This is a genomic window from Daejeonella sp. (assembly GCF_030695525.1).
Taxonomy (GTDB): Bacteria; Bacteroidota; Bacteroidia; order Sphingobacteriales; family Sphingobacteriaceae; genus Daejeonella.
Window position 1 is genome coordinate 175,887 of the sequence record NZ_JAUYSS010000047.1, and the last position, 16,057, is coordinate 191,943.

General features: G+C 40.9%; 11 protein-coding genes. 2 read left to right on the forward strand and 9 right to left on the reverse strand.

Features of this window, described 5'->3' with window-relative positions:
* Positions 1–23: 23 nt before the first annotated feature.
* The 3 genes from Q8S11_RS10960 to Q8S11_RS10970 form a co-directional block, all read right to left on the reverse strand.
* Positions 24–1,181: an efflux RND transporter periplasmic adaptor subunit gene (locus Q8S11_RS10960; RefSeq protein ID WP_305662136.1), complete on the reverse strand. Its 1,158-nt coding sequence runs from the start codon at positions 1,179–1,181 to the stop codon at positions 24–26.
* Positions 1,181–5,524, reverse strand: coding sequence for a CusA/CzcA family heavy metal efflux RND transporter (locus Q8S11_RS10965; RefSeq protein ID WP_305662137.1), 4,344 nt, complete (start codon positions 5,522–5,524; stop codon positions 1,181–1,183). Before Q8S11_RS10965 ends, Q8S11_RS10960 begins: the two co-directional genes overlap by 1 nt.
* Positions 5,525–5,621: 97 nt before the next feature.
* Entirely contained in the window at positions 5,622–6,014 is a 393-nt protein-coding gene (locus tag Q8S11_RS10970; protein ID WP_305662138.1) for a hypothetical protein, read from the reverse strand.
* Positions 6,015–6,203: 189 nt separating this feature from the next.
* Between Q8S11_RS10970 and Q8S11_RS10975 the strand changes: the two genes are divergently transcribed.
* Complete coding sequence (locus Q8S11_RS10975) at positions 6,204–7,424, forward strand: alanine racemase (RefSeq protein ID WP_305662139.1); 1,221 nt, start codon at positions 6,204–6,206, stop codon at positions 7,422–7,424.
* Between the two features lie 152 nt (positions 7,425–7,576).
* Positions 7,577–7,924: a four helix bundle protein gene (locus tag Q8S11_RS10980; protein ID WP_305662140.1), complete on the forward strand. Its 348-nt coding sequence runs from the start codon at positions 7,577–7,579 to the stop codon at positions 7,922–7,924.
* A 116-nt stretch (positions 7,925–8,040) separates the two neighbouring features.
* On the opposite strand, the gene Q8S11_RS10985 is transcribed toward Q8S11_RS10980, so the two are convergent.
* The 6 genes from Q8S11_RS10985 to Q8S11_RS11010 all read right to left on the reverse strand — a co-directional run bounded on the left by Q8S11_RS10985 (position 8,041) and on the right by Q8S11_RS11010 (position 16,047).
* A complete protein-coding gene (locus Q8S11_RS10985; protein WP_305662141.1) occupies positions 8,041–8,739 on the reverse strand; it encodes a DUF1080 domain-containing protein in 699 nt (232 codons plus the stop codon).
* 1 nt (position 8,740) lies between these two features.
* The gene (locus Q8S11_RS10990; RefSeq protein WP_305662142.1) at positions 8,741–9,121 is read right to left on the reverse strand and encodes a c-type cytochrome; all 381 of its coding nucleotides are present in this window, start codon (positions 9,119–9,121) and stop codon (positions 8,741–8,743) included.
* A 38-nt stretch (positions 9,122–9,159) separates the two neighbouring features.
* Positions 9,160–10,212 (reverse strand): sugar phosphate isomerase/epimerase, encoded by a 1,053-nt coding sequence (locus Q8S11_RS10995; RefSeq protein WP_305662143.1) that lies wholly within the window; start codon positions 10,210–10,212, stop codon positions 9,160–9,162.
* Positions 10,213–10,221: 9 nt separating this feature from the next.
* Positions 10,222–11,379, reverse strand: a complete 1,158-nt coding sequence (locus Q8S11_RS11000; protein ID WP_305662219.1) for a Gfo/Idh/MocA family protein — start codon at positions 11,377–11,379, stop codon at positions 10,222–10,224.
* 93 nt (positions 11,380–11,472) lie between these two features.
* Positions 11,473–12,645 (reverse strand): aldose epimerase family protein, encoded by a 1,173-nt coding sequence (locus Q8S11_RS11005; protein ID WP_305662144.1) that lies wholly within the window; start codon positions 12,643–12,645, stop codon positions 11,473–11,475.
* Between the two features lie 18 nt (positions 12,646–12,663).
* On the reverse strand, positions 12,664–16,047 hold the full coding sequence (locus Q8S11_RS11010) for a ThuA domain-containing protein (protein ID WP_305662145.1): 3,384 nt from the start codon (positions 16,045–16,047) through the stop codon (positions 12,664–12,666).
* Positions 16,048–16,057: the final 10 nt, after the last annotated feature.

Below are 16,057 nucleotides of genomic sequence, written 5' to 3' on the forward strand. Positions count from 1 at the left end.
ATGCCCTGTTGATGCCGGGTTCTCTATTCTTCAGAGAGGTTTTTTAATTGCATAAGTAATGAGTATGCCCCATGCGTTACAATTCTATTTGTAGACAGATTGGTATTTATTGCGGTAAAGCCATTTTCAGTATTGCCCGTGCTTACTTCAGTCATCTCAAAGGTTCGTCCCGTTTTTTCTGAAAATATGTAGTTTTTTCCTTCAAAGCTGACGACACTCTTCTCTGGAAGTACTTGCTCCTGAGTATTATTAACTGTTATTTCTGCATTCATATACATGCCCGGTGCAAGGCTTTTATCAAAAAGCTCAAAATGACAATGGATCTCAGCGGTTCTTTCTGCTGACAGATCTCTGCCAATGAGGCTAATTTTGCTTGTATATTTTTTGCCGGGATTATTATTTGAAAAGGCTATTGCTGTCTGTCCCTGTTTTAATTTGCCGAGGTCTTTTTCGAAAACGGTCAGGGTCAGATGTACATCAGAAGGATCGATTAATTCGATCAGTACATCCGAAGGGCTGAAATAGCTGCCTATATTTCCATTGACCTTACTGACGTATCCATTGATTGAAGAACGAATCCTGATCTGCCGGCTGATGTTATTTTCATTTAATCGCGTAGGATCAAGACCAATAAGCCTTAATTTTTCAGCAAATCCTGCCAATATAATTTTCAAACTTTTAAATTCAGCTTCTGCCATTTGAAGAGCTTTGTCGCTCCCCGCTTTCTCTTTGTTTAATTCCTTTTGTCGGTTTTGTTCCTGTTCTGAATAGGCCAATTTTGCCTTTGTTACCAGGTATTCTTGTTGTAATTGTATGTATTGCGGATCTTCAATAATAGCGATTTCCTGACCTTTTTTAACAATTGTACCGGGAAGCATATTTGTTGATTTGAGGTAACCTCCCAGCGGAATGCTGATAGAGATCAGATTTTGTGGGGGCACCTCAATACTGCCATTAAGTTTTAGTACATCAGATACTGCCTTTGTTTCGACTTTACCTGTTTGTATACCTGCATTTTTGAACTGGGCTTCGCTTAGAGTTACCAGATTCTGCTCGCCTTTTTCTTCCGGTTTCTGAGCTTCTGTTTTCTCAGTTCCGCAGGATATGAAAAATATACTGTTCAGTATTAAGGCACTTAAGCAGATCGTTTTTATTAGCAAGGATTGATTAGGGTTATTCATTATAATTTTGTGTTAGATTGTAGATATTCAAGCTGTATAATTATCTCATTCAGGTTTTTTACGGTATCAAGATAATCACTTTCAACCCTAAGTGCCTGCTGACTCAAAATGGTCCATTCGAGATAATTGATTTCGCCTTTACTGAGCTGCAGGCTTAAGGTTTTTTTGATTGTTTCTGCATTTTTCAATCCTGTTTCTTCAAAATAGCTCACATCAGCAATGCTCTTTTTGAGTCGCGTCAGTGCATCAAGATAGTGTGTATTAAGACTTTGTTTCTCTCTTTCGAAGGCAGTTAAAGCAATATCTTCGTTGATCTTTGAGACGCCGATTCTTGATTTTTGGGCCTTACTGAATATTGGAATTCCAATTCCAGCCTGAACAGAACTGAAGCGACGACTGTGGTTCAGATTAATGCCATCACGGATGCTCAGATTATTATATCCAAATGAAAGGTCGGGGAGTAGCCTTGCCTTTTCCAGTTTGGTATTAGCTTCACCAATCAGCTTCTGCTGCTCCATTATTTTAATTGAGGGGTGCTCTTCAGGATTATTATTTTCAGGATTTTGTGGTGCTTCCCGCTTGAACGGCCGATTGTCCGGTTTAAAGGATGTTTCGGAATTAAGAAGCTGGCCAAGCCGGATACTGAGCGTTTCCCTGTCCTGAGCTACTTGATTTAACTGCAACTGAATTTCACCTTTTTGGTGGATTGAACTGCTGCTTTCCAGGATGTTGCTTTCTCCGCTTTTAAACCTGATTGAACTGACTCTCATGAATTCTGTGAACATAGTATCGGTTCTTCTGAGTAATTGTTCTTTTTCCTGAAGATATATGAGCAGAAAATAGACCTGACTTATATTTTTCCTGACTTCGGCAGTTTGCAATTCCCCTGAAAGTAAGCTGTTTTTCCATTCTTCTTCATAAACAGCTTTTTGCCGGCTATAAACGGTTGGAAAGCTTATATTTTGGTTCAGGCTTAGTCGTGAGTCCTGATAGCTGCTGTTAAAATTTCCATACTCAGTTATTAATTGCGCTTGAGGAAGATGGTAAGCTGTGCCAATCATCCGGTTCCGGTAATTTGCTTTCAGAACCTCCTCTTTCAGGGTTAAATTGTTCTTAAGAGCAGTATCTATTGCGGCTTCGAGGCTAATAGGTACCTGTGCATTTGCATCCTGATCCAGAGGTAGCAGGAACAGAAATAGGGCAGCTATGGCATGTTTTTTCCTGGGTCTGAATCCCTTTTCGAATTGAATATAGAGTACAGGCAATACAAAAAGAGTGAGGAATGTAGCAACCAGTAAGCCTCCGATCACAACGGTTGCCAGTGGCCGCTGAACCTCAGCACCCGCACCTGAACTTAAGGCCATCGGCAGGAATCCAAGTGAGGCTACAAATGCGGTCATAAGTACCGGCCGAAGACGTGTACCGGTGCCTTTGAGAATAATTTCACGGATATCGGTTTCACCAGAATTTTTTAGCCGGTTGAATTCGGCAACGAGAACAATGCCATTCAAAACAGCGATGCCAAAGAGTGCGATGAAACCAACACCTGCACTGATACTGAAAGGCATTCCGCGTAGTGCCAGGAAGAATATTCCACCGATTGCTGAAAGGGGAATGGCTGTATAAATCAGCAAACCCTGCCTGATTGAATTAAAGGCAAAATATAGTAGCAGGAATATTAGTGCCAGTGAAACCGGAACTGCAATCATCAAACGATCTTTTGCGGCATTCAGATTCTCGAATGCTCCGCCATAAGTAATGGTATAGCCCGGAGGTAGCTTAATTGCTTCATCAACCTTTTTACTCAATTCATTTACTATACTTTCAACATCCCTGTCCTGAACGTTAAAGCCAACTAATATCCTGCGTTTGGCATCCTCACGCTGGATCTGATTCGGACTGTCCTTGAGGCTAACATCCGCCAACTGGTATAATGGGATCTGCATCCCCTCCGCCGCTGGAATTAGTAATTCCCTGACATTCCGGAGGTCCTGTCTTTTGTCACTTTGTAAGCGGACCACCAGATCAAATCGCTTTTCCCCTTCAAATACCTGACCGCTTACCTTGCCTGCGAATGCTGAATTGACCACCTGATTAACCTCCTTTATGCTCAGCCCATATTGGGCAATTGCCGGGCGATTATAATCAATCACAATCTGAGGAATTCCGCTAACGGTTTCGACGTATAATTCAGTCGCTCCCTCCACACTACTGACGATATTTCCAACTTTTTTGGCATAGAATGATAGGGTGTCGAGATCCTCCCCGAAGATCTTACAGACAACATCCTGTCGGGCGCCGGTCATTAGCTCATTAAACCTCATTTGTACAGGAAACTGGAAGCTGGTCGTTACTCCCGGGACTTCCTGTGCTGCCTTTGTCATCTTTTCTGATAGTTCGTCAAATGAGCTGGCTGAAGTCCATTCACTTTTATCCTTTAATGTAATAATCATATCCCCCATGTCCATAGGAAGTGGTTCAGTTGGTACTTCACTACTCCCAATTTTGGTTATTACTTTCTCAATTTCGGGGAAGCGGGATTTAAGAATGTGTACCACTTTTTGAACATTTTCAATGGTTGTATTCAGATTGCTTCCAGCAAGCACCCGCGTTTCAACCGCATAATCACCCTCTTCAATGGAAGGAATAAATTCACCTCCCATCCTGGAAAGCAGAAAAAGAGCAATCAGAAATAAACATAAAGTACTTAGGATCACAGATTTAGGAAATTCAAGAACCTTTATTAATGCATTTTTGTAAACACGTTCAATCTGAATCATGATGCGATCAGATAAGTTTAGCTTCTCTTTTTTATCGCGGCTCAAAAAGATAGTACTCATCATCGGGATATAAGTAAGCGAGAGAATAAATGCACCTAGCAATGCAAATGCAACAGTTTGTGCCATAGGTTTAAACATTTTTCCCTCAATACCCTCAAGTGTGAGTATTGGCAGGTAAACAATCAGAATGATGATTTGTCCAAATACTGCACTGTTCATCATTTTTGATGCAGCACTTTTTACTTCATCATTCATGTTATGCCTGCTAAGCCTGGTCGATCCCATAAATTTTCCGGAATGTGCCAATTGATGCATGACTGCCTCTACAATAATCACTGCACCATCTACAATCAAACCAAAATCCAGGGCACCTAAACTCATGAGGTTCCCGCTAACGCCAAAGATGTTCATCATGATCACCGCAAAAAGCATCGAAAGAGGGATGACTGAGGCTACCAGAAAACCTGCCCGCAGGTTACCGAGGAAAATGACCAGCACGAAAACCACAATCAATGCACCTTCAAGAAGGTTGGTTTTTACGGTACTAATGGCATTATTCACCATTTTGGTACGATCCAGGAAAGGTTCTATGATCACTCCTTCTGGTAAAGATTTTTGGATCTGCGCAATACGCTCTTTAATATTATCGATAACTTCATTACTGTTTCCGCCTTTAAGCATCATCACAATGGCACCCGATACTTCTCCCTCATCATTATAGGTTAGCGCGCCATATCGGGTTGCGTGGCCAATCTGTACTTCTGCGACATTCCTGATAAGCAGGGGAATGGTACTTTTTGTGTTTTTGATACGGATATTTTCAATATCATCCGAATTTCTGATTAATCCCTCACTGCGGATATACAGCACACCTTCATGCTTTTCTATATAGGCCCCCCCAGTATTCTGATTGTTATTTTCAAGGGAACTGAAAACATCATTAATAGTGATGCCATAGGATTGAAGTTTATTAGGGTCTATAGCAACTTCATATTGTTTTAATTTGCCGCCGAAACTACTAACTTCCGCAACGCCTTTAACACCCAGAAGTTGCCTGCGAATGATCCAATCCTGAATGGTTCGCAGTTCAGTGATCGAATATTTATGTTCATATCCCTTTTGAGGCCTGACCACATATTGATAGATCTCACCCAGACCGGTAGAGATCGGGCCCATTTCGGGACGGCCAATGCCGTCAGGTATTTGTGATTGTACTTGTTGCAGGCGTTCTGCTACCTGCTGCCGTGCCCAGTAAATATCAATATCATCATTGAAAACAATGGTGACCAGTGATAAGCCAAACCGGCTATAGCTTCTGATCTCCTTCAATCCTGAAATATTGCTATTGGCCTGTTCAACCGGGAAGGTTACAAGCCTTTCAATATCGGTGGCACCAAAAGACGGAGCAATGGTAATTACCTGTACCTGGTTATTGGTAATGTCAGGAACTGCATCGATAGGTAGTTTGCTTAGTTCATAAGTCCCATAGAGTACTAATACAATGGTGAACAAGCCTATAATGAGTTTATTTTTTATAGAAAATCCAATGATCTTATTAAGCATAAAAATTAATTTCAGCACTCCGTAATGAGTGCAAATACAAAATGAGGCATACCTTTAAGAGTATCCTTATGACTGTTTTTTTAGGAATTGGAATAAATCAGCTGAATTTTGGCGGTTGCCAGATGCGGCTTAGACAGGCAGAAGGTATATAAGGTTCCTTATAATTGGTCTTATTTAATAAGGAAAGAATTGGAAATGGTGTAAATAGGATACCATTCCCCGGATGAGGTATTCCAAAACTGAAGGAAGAAGCACTTGAACCCGCCTCCTGAGATTTGAAGGGAAGTTGGCTGTCGCGATCATTATCCTGGTCATTACCATCATCGGCATGATAATGCTGATAAAGAAACTTATAGAAAGTAATGGAATTATTATCTGCTTTATGCTCTGCATAGTGTGAGATCAGGACAGGTAGCCTGAACAACTCACCCAGGCTTGTGGTTGCAGCCAGGTAAATAAATATAAAAGTTATAACAGCAAATTTTCTCAAATTGGAGTAATATTTCGAGCTATAAAGATTGCTAATAATCTAAGGAAGTGCAAGTATCAAAATTGGTACATGGATTTTCTTTCCAAAGGCATGTTTTTTTAACAAGCTCTCCCCAAGGCTGCCATCTATTTCTGATATTTTTTTTTTACATTTAAAACAGAATATTAATCTTATTTAAAATTGTGAACAATGTCTAATTCTTTCAATCGCCGTAAATTTTTACAGGCAAGTGCTTTTGCAGGAGCTGCTTCCCTGTGGTCACCTTCTTTAAGTGCTGAGACTTTATCTGATGTCAAATCATCTGATATTGGCAAGTCCAAATGGGATCTCGACACTCCCGCTTTATGTGTCGATCTAGATAAAATGGAACAGAACATTAAGCATGTACATACCCGGTTGCAGGGTACCGGTACAGGTGTTCGTCCACATGTTAAAACTCATAAGTGTCCGGCTATAGCAAAAATGCAGGTTGCTGCAGGTGCTGTAGGTGTATGTGCTGCGAAGCTCGGAGAATCGGAAGTGATGCTTGTTAACGGAATTCAGAATGTATTGATGACCGGTGTTAATATATCTGTGTCGAAGATAAACCATGCGATGGCATTAAGAAAGAAGTATAAAGGCTTCATTCAGGCGGTAGATAATATGCAAAATGCAAGGGATTTGCAGGATGCCGCAAGGGCTGCCGGTATTATTGCAGATATTGTTGTGGATTTGGATGTGATCAACAGATCAGGGGTAAAAAATGGACAAACGGCATTAGAACTTGCACAATTTGTGGACAAAGCACCAAATTTGAAATTCCATGGTGTGCTGGCATATGATGGAGGTGTACAACATGTTGAAGGTTTTAAGCGGCGTAAAGAACAGGCCTTTAAAACTTTTGAACCCGTGGTTGGGAGTTACGAACTGATGAAGAAATCCGGATTAAATATGGAGATTTTCAGTGGTGGAGGTACCGGTACTTATGATATGATGTATGAAATTCCTGGATTTACAGATGTTCAGGTTGGTAGTTATTTATTTATGGATCATCAGTATATGGTGATTGGTGGGGCAAACAATGAAAAAGTATTTGATGATTTCGCTCCATCTTTGACAGTAATGGCTACCATTATCAATGATTCCAAAGCAGGGAAATATGTAACAGATTCAGGAGCCAAGGCTTTAACACTAAATGTACCTCACGGACAAATTATAGGAGAACCTGATTTTGATTATAATGCAGGTTCAGATGAATACGGATCTGTAAAAATCATCAATCCCAACAAAACCTATAAAGTAGGGGATAAATTCGAAGTAATTGTTCCTCACTGTGATCCGGTGGTTAACTTATATGATTTTATGTATGGTATCCGGAATGGTAAGGTTGAAAAGATTTTGCCGATTCTGGCGCGCGGGAAATCGCAATAGAGTTGAGAGTGGAGAATTGAGAATTGAGAGTGGAGAGTTGAGAATCCGCATTCAATTCTCCATTTACTAATTAGTTGACACCACTCAATAATTTTCAATCAGAAAATTTAATATTTATATCTACACTCGCACAGTTTAAATATTGTTGAGCCTTGAGTGTAGTTGTAACCAAATCTTATTGTTTTGCCATAAGAGTAGTGGCAATCTATAAACTTCTTGTTGAGGATAAAAAGGAATATGTTTTATCCAAACAGTTACTTAGAAGTGGGACAGCTATTGGAGCACTAGTCAGAGAAGCACAGCATGCCCAATCCCGGGCTGATTTTGTACATAAGATGAACGTGGCATTAAAGGAGGCCAATGAAACCGCTTATTGGATCAGCCTATTGAATGATACCGGATATTTATCAATGGAAATCTTTTCAACTTTAAGCAATGATTGTGATGAACTATTAAAACTATTAGTCAAAATTGTGAAGACAGCTAAAGGGATCAAATAATACCCTGTTGTAGATGGTATAAAGAAGGTCTGAATCAGTTAATAGAAAAAAGCCCGCTAAGTTTGATCTTAACGGGCTTTTACACTCTCCACTCTCAATTCTCCACTCTCAATTAATTAAAGTTTCTTAATCTCAATATTCCTGTACCAAACCTCGTCTCCATGATCCTGAATTGCGATTTTTCCGGACTTGTAGATGCTGAACCCAGGCATAGTATTGAACTTGCTTCCGGCTACCATTTTTTCCCATTCATCATCCCACATCGTTGTAGAAACAATGTTTTTGCCGTTCATGAAAAAGTCGAGTTTGCCATTGTTGGCAATGATCTCAACTTTATTCCACTGACCAACCGGGTTTACTGGTTCGGAACTGCTGGCGATCAGATCATAAAGATCTCCGGCGCGGTGTTTATGAATTTTACCATCAGCATGGCCGTCATTATCCAATACCTGCATCTCTGGACCCGTATTATACGATGATTTGTATTTTGACAGATCTTCATTTACATAGAATATTATTCCGCTGTTTCCATTTTTGGATATTTTCCATTCCATCTTGAGGTGGAAGTTGTCGAATGACTCATTGGTGGTCAGATCACCCCCCTGTCCGGGCTGTCTGTTTTTAGCGTCAAGGTACAATGCGCCATCAACAACTTTCCAGTCTGTTCCTGCAGTAGCTTTACCATAACTATGCCATCCTGCTGTTGTTTTTCCGTCAAATAATTTCTGCCATCCTTTAGTGTTCATGCCGTTTTTACCCGAACCGCAGCCGGAAAGTAGAATTGCACTTAGAATGATGAGGCTGATTTTTTTCATTTTAATTAGTTTTTAAAGAAAGAATGTATTTGACCATTTCCTTTGCATCATCTGTACTTAAGGCAGTATGTGGTGCCATCGGGATTTCTCCCCATACACCCAATCCACCATTGATGATTTTGCCGGCCAGCATCTCAATATTGGCTTCACTTGCTTCATATTTATTGGCAACATCTACATATGACGGGCCTACAATCTTAGTGTCAACCTTGTGACAGGTCAGACAATCTGAACTACTGATCAATTGTTCACCCTTTGAAGGTCCTGCATTGGCTGTTGTGCTGGTTTCAACTACAGCTTCTTCTGTGCTTTCTGATTTTTCCGCACTATTGCAAGCCAGGATAATGCTGCAAAATCCCAGTACAACTAGTATTTTTTTCATAATTTATTGTTTAGTTCTTGTGAAAATAATGATTAAAATTAAATACCGAGAATTTTTCGGTTAAACTCATCGTTGCTTCCGGTGCCTGCAAAATCATCAAATGCCCTTTCAGTTACCCTGATGATATGATCCTTGATAAATGCTGCTCCTTCTCGCGCCCCATCTTCAGGATGCTTGATACAGCATTCCCATTCCATTACTGCCCAACCTTTAAAATCATATTGGGTTAGTTTACTGAATATTCTTTTGAAATCAACCTGACCATCCCCGGGTGAGCGGTATCGGCCAGCCCTGTCGGCCCAGTTCTGGTATCCTCCAAAGGTGCCCTGCTTGCCTGTTGAATTGAATTCGGCATCTTTCACATGGAAAGCTTTGATACGTTCATGATAATGGTCGATATATTGAACATAATCAAGGCATTGTAATACAAAGTGAGATGGATCATAAAGCAGGCAGGCTCTCGAATGGTTATTTACTTTCTCAAGGAACATCTCATAAGTTACTCCGTCGAACAGGTCTTCTCCGGGATGGATCTCATAACAAACATCCACACCATGCTGGTCAAAATGGTCAAGAATGGGCAGCCATCGCTTTGCCAGTTCTTTAAATCCTGCATCAACAAGTCCGGCAGGTCTCTGTGGCCATGGATGCCAGGTATGCCACAATAATGATCCGCTGAATGTAGCATGTGCAGTAATCCCCATATGTTTCGAAGCAATTGCCGCATATTTTAATTGTTGTACGGCCCATTCGGTTCGGGCTTTTGGATTATTATGCACACTTGATGGAGCGAAGCCATCGAACAGCAGATCATATGCCGGATTCACTGCGACTAACTGTCCCTGGAGATGGGTTGATAATTCAGTGATTTCCATGCCGCAGGAATTAACAATTCCTTTGATCTCATCGGCATAGGTTTTACTCTCGGCAGCCTTTTGAAGGTCAATACAGCGCGGATCCCAGGTTGGGATTTGGACTCCTTCGAAACCAAGGCTTTTTGCCCATTTACAAATTGACTCCAGGCTGTTGAATGGTGCAGTATCTCCTAAAAATTGTGCAAGAAATATTGCGGGTCCTTTTATCGTGGTCATAATCTATTTTTAAACTTCAAAATTTGTCCATTTTTCATTACTCAAACTGCTTTTTACAACATTATTGATAAAAGCCATTCCTCTGATGCCTTCATCAACTGAAGGGTAGTCGTATGCTTCGGGAGCTGCCCTTATACCTTCATTTTCTGCCGAAATGCATAAAGCAAAATTCCTGTACAGATTGGCAAATGCTTCAAGATATCCTTCGGGATGACCTCCTGGCGTACGGCTGTTAAAGGTTGTATAGCTTGATAACTGATGCCCTCCCGCTCTCAAAATCTGAACAGGTGCATCCAGCCATTTCAGAATTAAGGTATTGGGTTCCTGCTGCGCCCATTCGAGTCCGCCCTTTTCGCCATAAACCCTGATCCGGAGTGCATTTTCTTCACCCGCTGCAATTTGGGAAGCAATCAATACCCCATTTGAACCATTATCAAATTTGAGAAGCACATTTCCATCGTCGTCCAAAGCTCTTCCATCCACAACAATGCTAAGGTCTGCACATAATTTGGTAATCTTTAATCCGCTGATATATTCAGCCAGATGTGCGGCATGGGTTCCTATATCGCCCATACATCCGCTTTTTCCTGATCTTGCGGGGTCAGTACGCCAGGCAGCCTGCGGGTTTCCATCCTTTTCGGACAATCTGCTTAACCATCCCTGTGGGTATTCTACAATTATCTTTCTGATCCTACCCAAATCACCTGCTTTAACCATTTCCCTGGCTTGTTTAACCATCGGATAGCCGGCATAGGTATGGGTCAGCAATAAACTGAGACCGGTTTCTTCGGTTTTTTTCTTCAGCAGTTTAGCTTCTTCGAGTGTAAAGGTGATTGGTTTATCGATCACCACATGAAAGCCATGTTCCAGAGCCATCATTGCCGGAGCAAAGTGGGCATGGTTTGGAGTGACTATACTTACAAAATCCATTCGCTCTCCGGCAGGGAGTCGACTCTCCTGAAGGATCATTTCTTCATAATCCGGATAAATCCGGTCTTCAGGAAGAAAGAGGGTCTTGCCGCTCTCGAGGGCTTTTGCAGGACTTGAGCTAAGTGCACCGCAAACGAGCTCGATAAGACCATCCATATTTGCAGCAATTCGGTGAATGGCTCCGATAAAGGCATCCTTGCCGCCGCCAATCATTCCCATTCTTAATTTTCTTTTCATCATATAAGGCTAAAAATTATTCGTATCAAATCGATATTAAATATAAAATTTTGTTCTTTTCTGCCGGAAATAAATCCTGGATTTAATTCAGGATTATTTGATTACTGAAAATTTATAAATAGTATTTGTTTTGTAGACTTCTCCGGGATTTAGAACAGTTGTTGGAAATGACGGCTGATTTGGGGAATCGGGAAAATGCTGCGTTTCGAGGCAGAAGGCAGTTCTGAAATCATCTTTACTTCCCCCTTTAAAGGTGTTTTTGCCCTGCATAAAATTACCGCTGTAAAATTGGATGCCGGGTTCCCGGGTAAATATTTCCATCACGATCCCTGATTTTTCACCTGTGACAATTGCAGCCGAATTCATAATGCCATTTTGACCTGAATTTAATACAAAGTTATGATCATAACCTTTCCCATACTTTAGCTGGATATTATCATCCTCAATTCTGTCGCCTATTTTGGTTGCTTGTCTGAAATCAAAAGGGCTTCCAGCAACAGAATCCAGTTTTCCCAATGGAATAAGAGTTGAATCAACAGGAGTATATTGCTCTGCATTAATCTTGAGGGTATGGTTTAGAATGTTGCCACTTCCTTCCCCATTTAAATTAAAAAATGCATGATTGGTGAGATTTACAATCGTTTTCTTATCAGTAGATGCTTCATAGTTAATCATAAGTTCATTATCATCAGATAGTGAATAAATAACTTTCACCTGGAGATTACCGGGAAATCCTTCTTCCATATCTTTTGATAGATAGCTAAACTCCAAAGTTTGACCGTTCAATTGCCTGACATCCCAAACTACATCCTGAAATCCTTTTTTACCGCCGTGAAGGGCATTCGGACTGTTATTTATAAAGATTGAGTACACTTTACCATCGAGCATGAATTTTCCTCCGGCGATTCGGTTGCCATAACGTCCGATTGTAGCTCCGAAATATGGCTCAGTAGATTTCTGATAGGCTTCAACTCCAGCAAAGCCAACAACCACATCTGTTAATTTACCTGATCGGTCGGGTATGCTGAAGCTCAGGATTCTTGCACCATAATTTGTAAAAGCAGCCTCAACATTATTCTTATTCCTTATAATGAATAAATCTGTGTTTTTACCATCAATGATTTTTTGAAAATCAATTTTTGATTGCAGATTATAAATAGAAGAACTGACAGTAGCTATTTCAGAATCTTTTTCTGTTGTTGAATTACATGCGATCAAAACAAGCAGGCAACAACCCAGCAGTTGGAGTTTTCTATGCAATATCATATCCTGGTTTTTAAATATTTATTCCTGCTTGAAGCTAATATTTTTAAGTAGTGGCCTTGGCTTTAAGTTTTTTGGGTCGGATACAATCAGAACAAACAGGTTGTTAAGCTTCTTGACGGCAGGAGGATTAAGCTGAACAAGGGTATTAATTTGCTGATCCGGAATTTCTCCATCTGTAAAACTGCTTTTCCCGATAAGGGTTCCCGTCTCTGAATTCATGCGAATCTCGATATTGTAATTTCCAGCTCCTCCCTTTGAGAGGGTAGCAAAATCTATATGCTTAATACCTGACAGATCAATGTTGTTCAGTTTGAACCATCCATTATTTTGAGGATAGATTAGAAAACCGGTATTGGTTGAGTCTTTCAATCCAATTCTGGTTCTTTCAGTGATTTCCCTTGCACTAAATGTATTGCTCCTCAAATAAACGGTTGCTGAACCTGTTAGTGGTTTCAGTCCGGCCTGTCCCTGATCTGTATAGGAAGCATAAATACTAAAAACATTATTCTCATCTTCCTGTTCAGGGATTATACTGCCCTGTATTGGTAAAGTAGCCTTATTTACTGCTTTATCTTCAAGTGATAAAACCCATTGAGCTATTTTCTTTGCGTCCTCTACGCTCATAGCCGAATGAGCCGGCATGGCTACCTCGCCCCATGTTCCGCCACCTCCTTGTATGATCTTAGCCGCCAGATAAGTAGCAGCAGTGGGATGATTCTGGTATTTTGCAGATACCTGGGTGTAGGAAGGGCCAATAGACTTTGTGCTTACCTGGTGGCATGACTGGCAATCTGATTTAAGCATCAATGCCTGCCCCGCCTGGGCTTCTGTAAATACCTGATGTCCCATTGAAGCACCTGCAAGGTCAGTACCTTTGGAATAATTATTAGCTACATAAATCGTGTTTTTATCAACAATGGATCCTTCATCACTAACAGATACATCATACTCTACAGGTTTCCCGGGAAAATAAAAGCTCTGATTTCCTTTTAACTGAATACTGACTTTTGGTTGTGCATTGCCAGCCGTGATGGTTACCGGACTGCTATTGGTACCTGCAAAATTTTTGTCGATTGCCAGAACGCTTATTGCATATTCTCCGGCTTTAGTATAGGTATGTTCAATACTTGGCTCTATAGTTGATTTCTTAATGCCACTGCCAAGCTCCCATACATAATTCATTTTATCCTTATCAGGGTCGCTGGCTTCAACTTTGGCCTGTAATTTAAAAGGAAGTATTCCGCTTGTTTTGCTTACGATGATTTCCTTAATTTGGGGGGGGCGGTTGCCGGCAACGAAATCAATTCTTGAAATGGCTGCATCCGGGTTTTTTGAGAACCAACCTTTACCGTATTCCAGGATATAGATCCGTCCATCCGGCCCAAGTTCCATATCGATAGGAGAAGAGAAAGTTGTCAACGGCATAAAGGCCTCCATATTGTCGTAATCACCATTAGGTTTCATAGTCACGGCCTTAATCCAACCCCTGATCCAGTCGTAAATAAAGAGTTTATTATCGTAATAATCAGGATATCGTGTTTCCTTCGGATATAATTCAGTATGATAAACCGGGCCGGCCATTGCATTTCTGCCTCCGGTTCCTACTTGTGGAAATTCCTTTGAAGCTGCATAGGGGTACCATATAAAAGCGGGTGAAACAGGAGGGAGATATTCGAGACCAGTATTGTTGGGCGAATTATTATAAGGTTTATCAGGATCAAAGGCTTCACCACTGGTTCCGGTTGTATAATCGTATGCCCTGTAAGGATAATTGTTGCCTACAAAAAATGGCCAGCCGAAAAAGCCAGCTTTTCTCGCCTGATTCACTTCATCGTAGCCTCTTGAACCTCTTTCAGGACTATCAGCATTCGCATCCGGACCTACTTCCCCCCAGTAAAGAAATCCTGTTTTCTTGTCAATAGAAATACGGTAGGGGTTTCTGTTTCCCATTACATAAATCTCTGGTCTGGTACCGGGTGTATCTGGGGGAAATAAATTTCCTTCCGGTATGCTATAACTGCCATCCTCATTAACCTTTATCCTCATAATTTTTCCCCGAAGGTCATTGGTATTTCCAGAGGATCTTCTGGCATCATATTGTTCAAGCCCCGGGCGGTTATCCAGAGGTCCGTAGCCTTTATTCACAAAAGTCTGCTTTGGTACATCAAATGGAGTGGCATTATCACCAGCCGAAACATATAAGAGTCCATCAGGACCAAAGGCAATTGAACCTCCGGTATGACAACATATTTCTCTCTGAGAATAGAATTCCAGAATTACTTTTTCGGATGAGTTATCCAACTTGTCGTTCACAAATTTGAACCGGGAGAGGCGATTGACAGAGGTATCTAATGGACTGTAAAAGATGTAAACATAATTATTCTCACTGTACTCAGGATCAGCAGCAATTCCAAGTACTCCTTCTTCAGCATTCACACCTGGAACTGTGGTCTTGTGGTAAGCATCTAAAAAACCAACCTGACTGATACTTTTACTCTTCTCCTTATAAAGCATGATCTCCCCCCTTCTTTGTACAAGCAGAATATCCAGATTCGGAAGAATAGCCATTTCTATAGGTTCAAACAGTGTTCCTGTGGTCAGAACAGTTTTAACAAATCTGTTTTCCTCAGGAACCTGCGGAGTTTTAGCTTTTGCGTAATTTAAGGCAACATTATTGCCAATTGCGTATTTGATGCCTCCAAGAAGATGTTTAAGGAAAAGCTGGTCTGAGAATGATTCATTGGGATGTCCCATCCCGGTATAAAAGGCCCTTCCACCGTCAAATTCATGGTACCAGGCAATAGGATGATAATCTCCATTCTCTCCGCCGCTATAACTTTTTTCATCAAGTGAGATCAAAACCTTTACGTCCGGGTTCAAATTTTTGTAATTATACCATTCGTCTTTATGAACCCACTTTTCCTGAAGATGTTTGGTTGAGAGGTGTGTGCGGTCATTCACAATCATCGTAGCATCCTGAATCTTTGGGTGACTTTTGAAATACCCGCCCACCAGTTTTCCATACCATTCCCAGTCGTATTCTGTATCGGCTGCTGCATGGATTCCGGTATAACCACCTCCAGCCTGAATAAATCTTTCAAAACTGATTTGCTGGGGACTATTTAATATATTTCCGGTAGTACTCAGGAAAATTACTGCAGAATAGTTTTTCAGGGAATCATCATTGAAGTAATTCTCGTTCTCTGTAGTATCGACCAGAAATCCGTTTTCCTTACCAAGTTTGATCAGTGCTGTTTTACCTGCTGCAATTGATTCATGCCTGTAGGCAGCGGTTTTACTAAAGACAAGAACTCTGGGTTTAACTGCTTGTTCCCACCTGGTGAATGCAAACAGGGCAAGTATCAGTAGGGAAAATGGCAACAGTCTGTAAATTCTTTTCATGATTGTATTT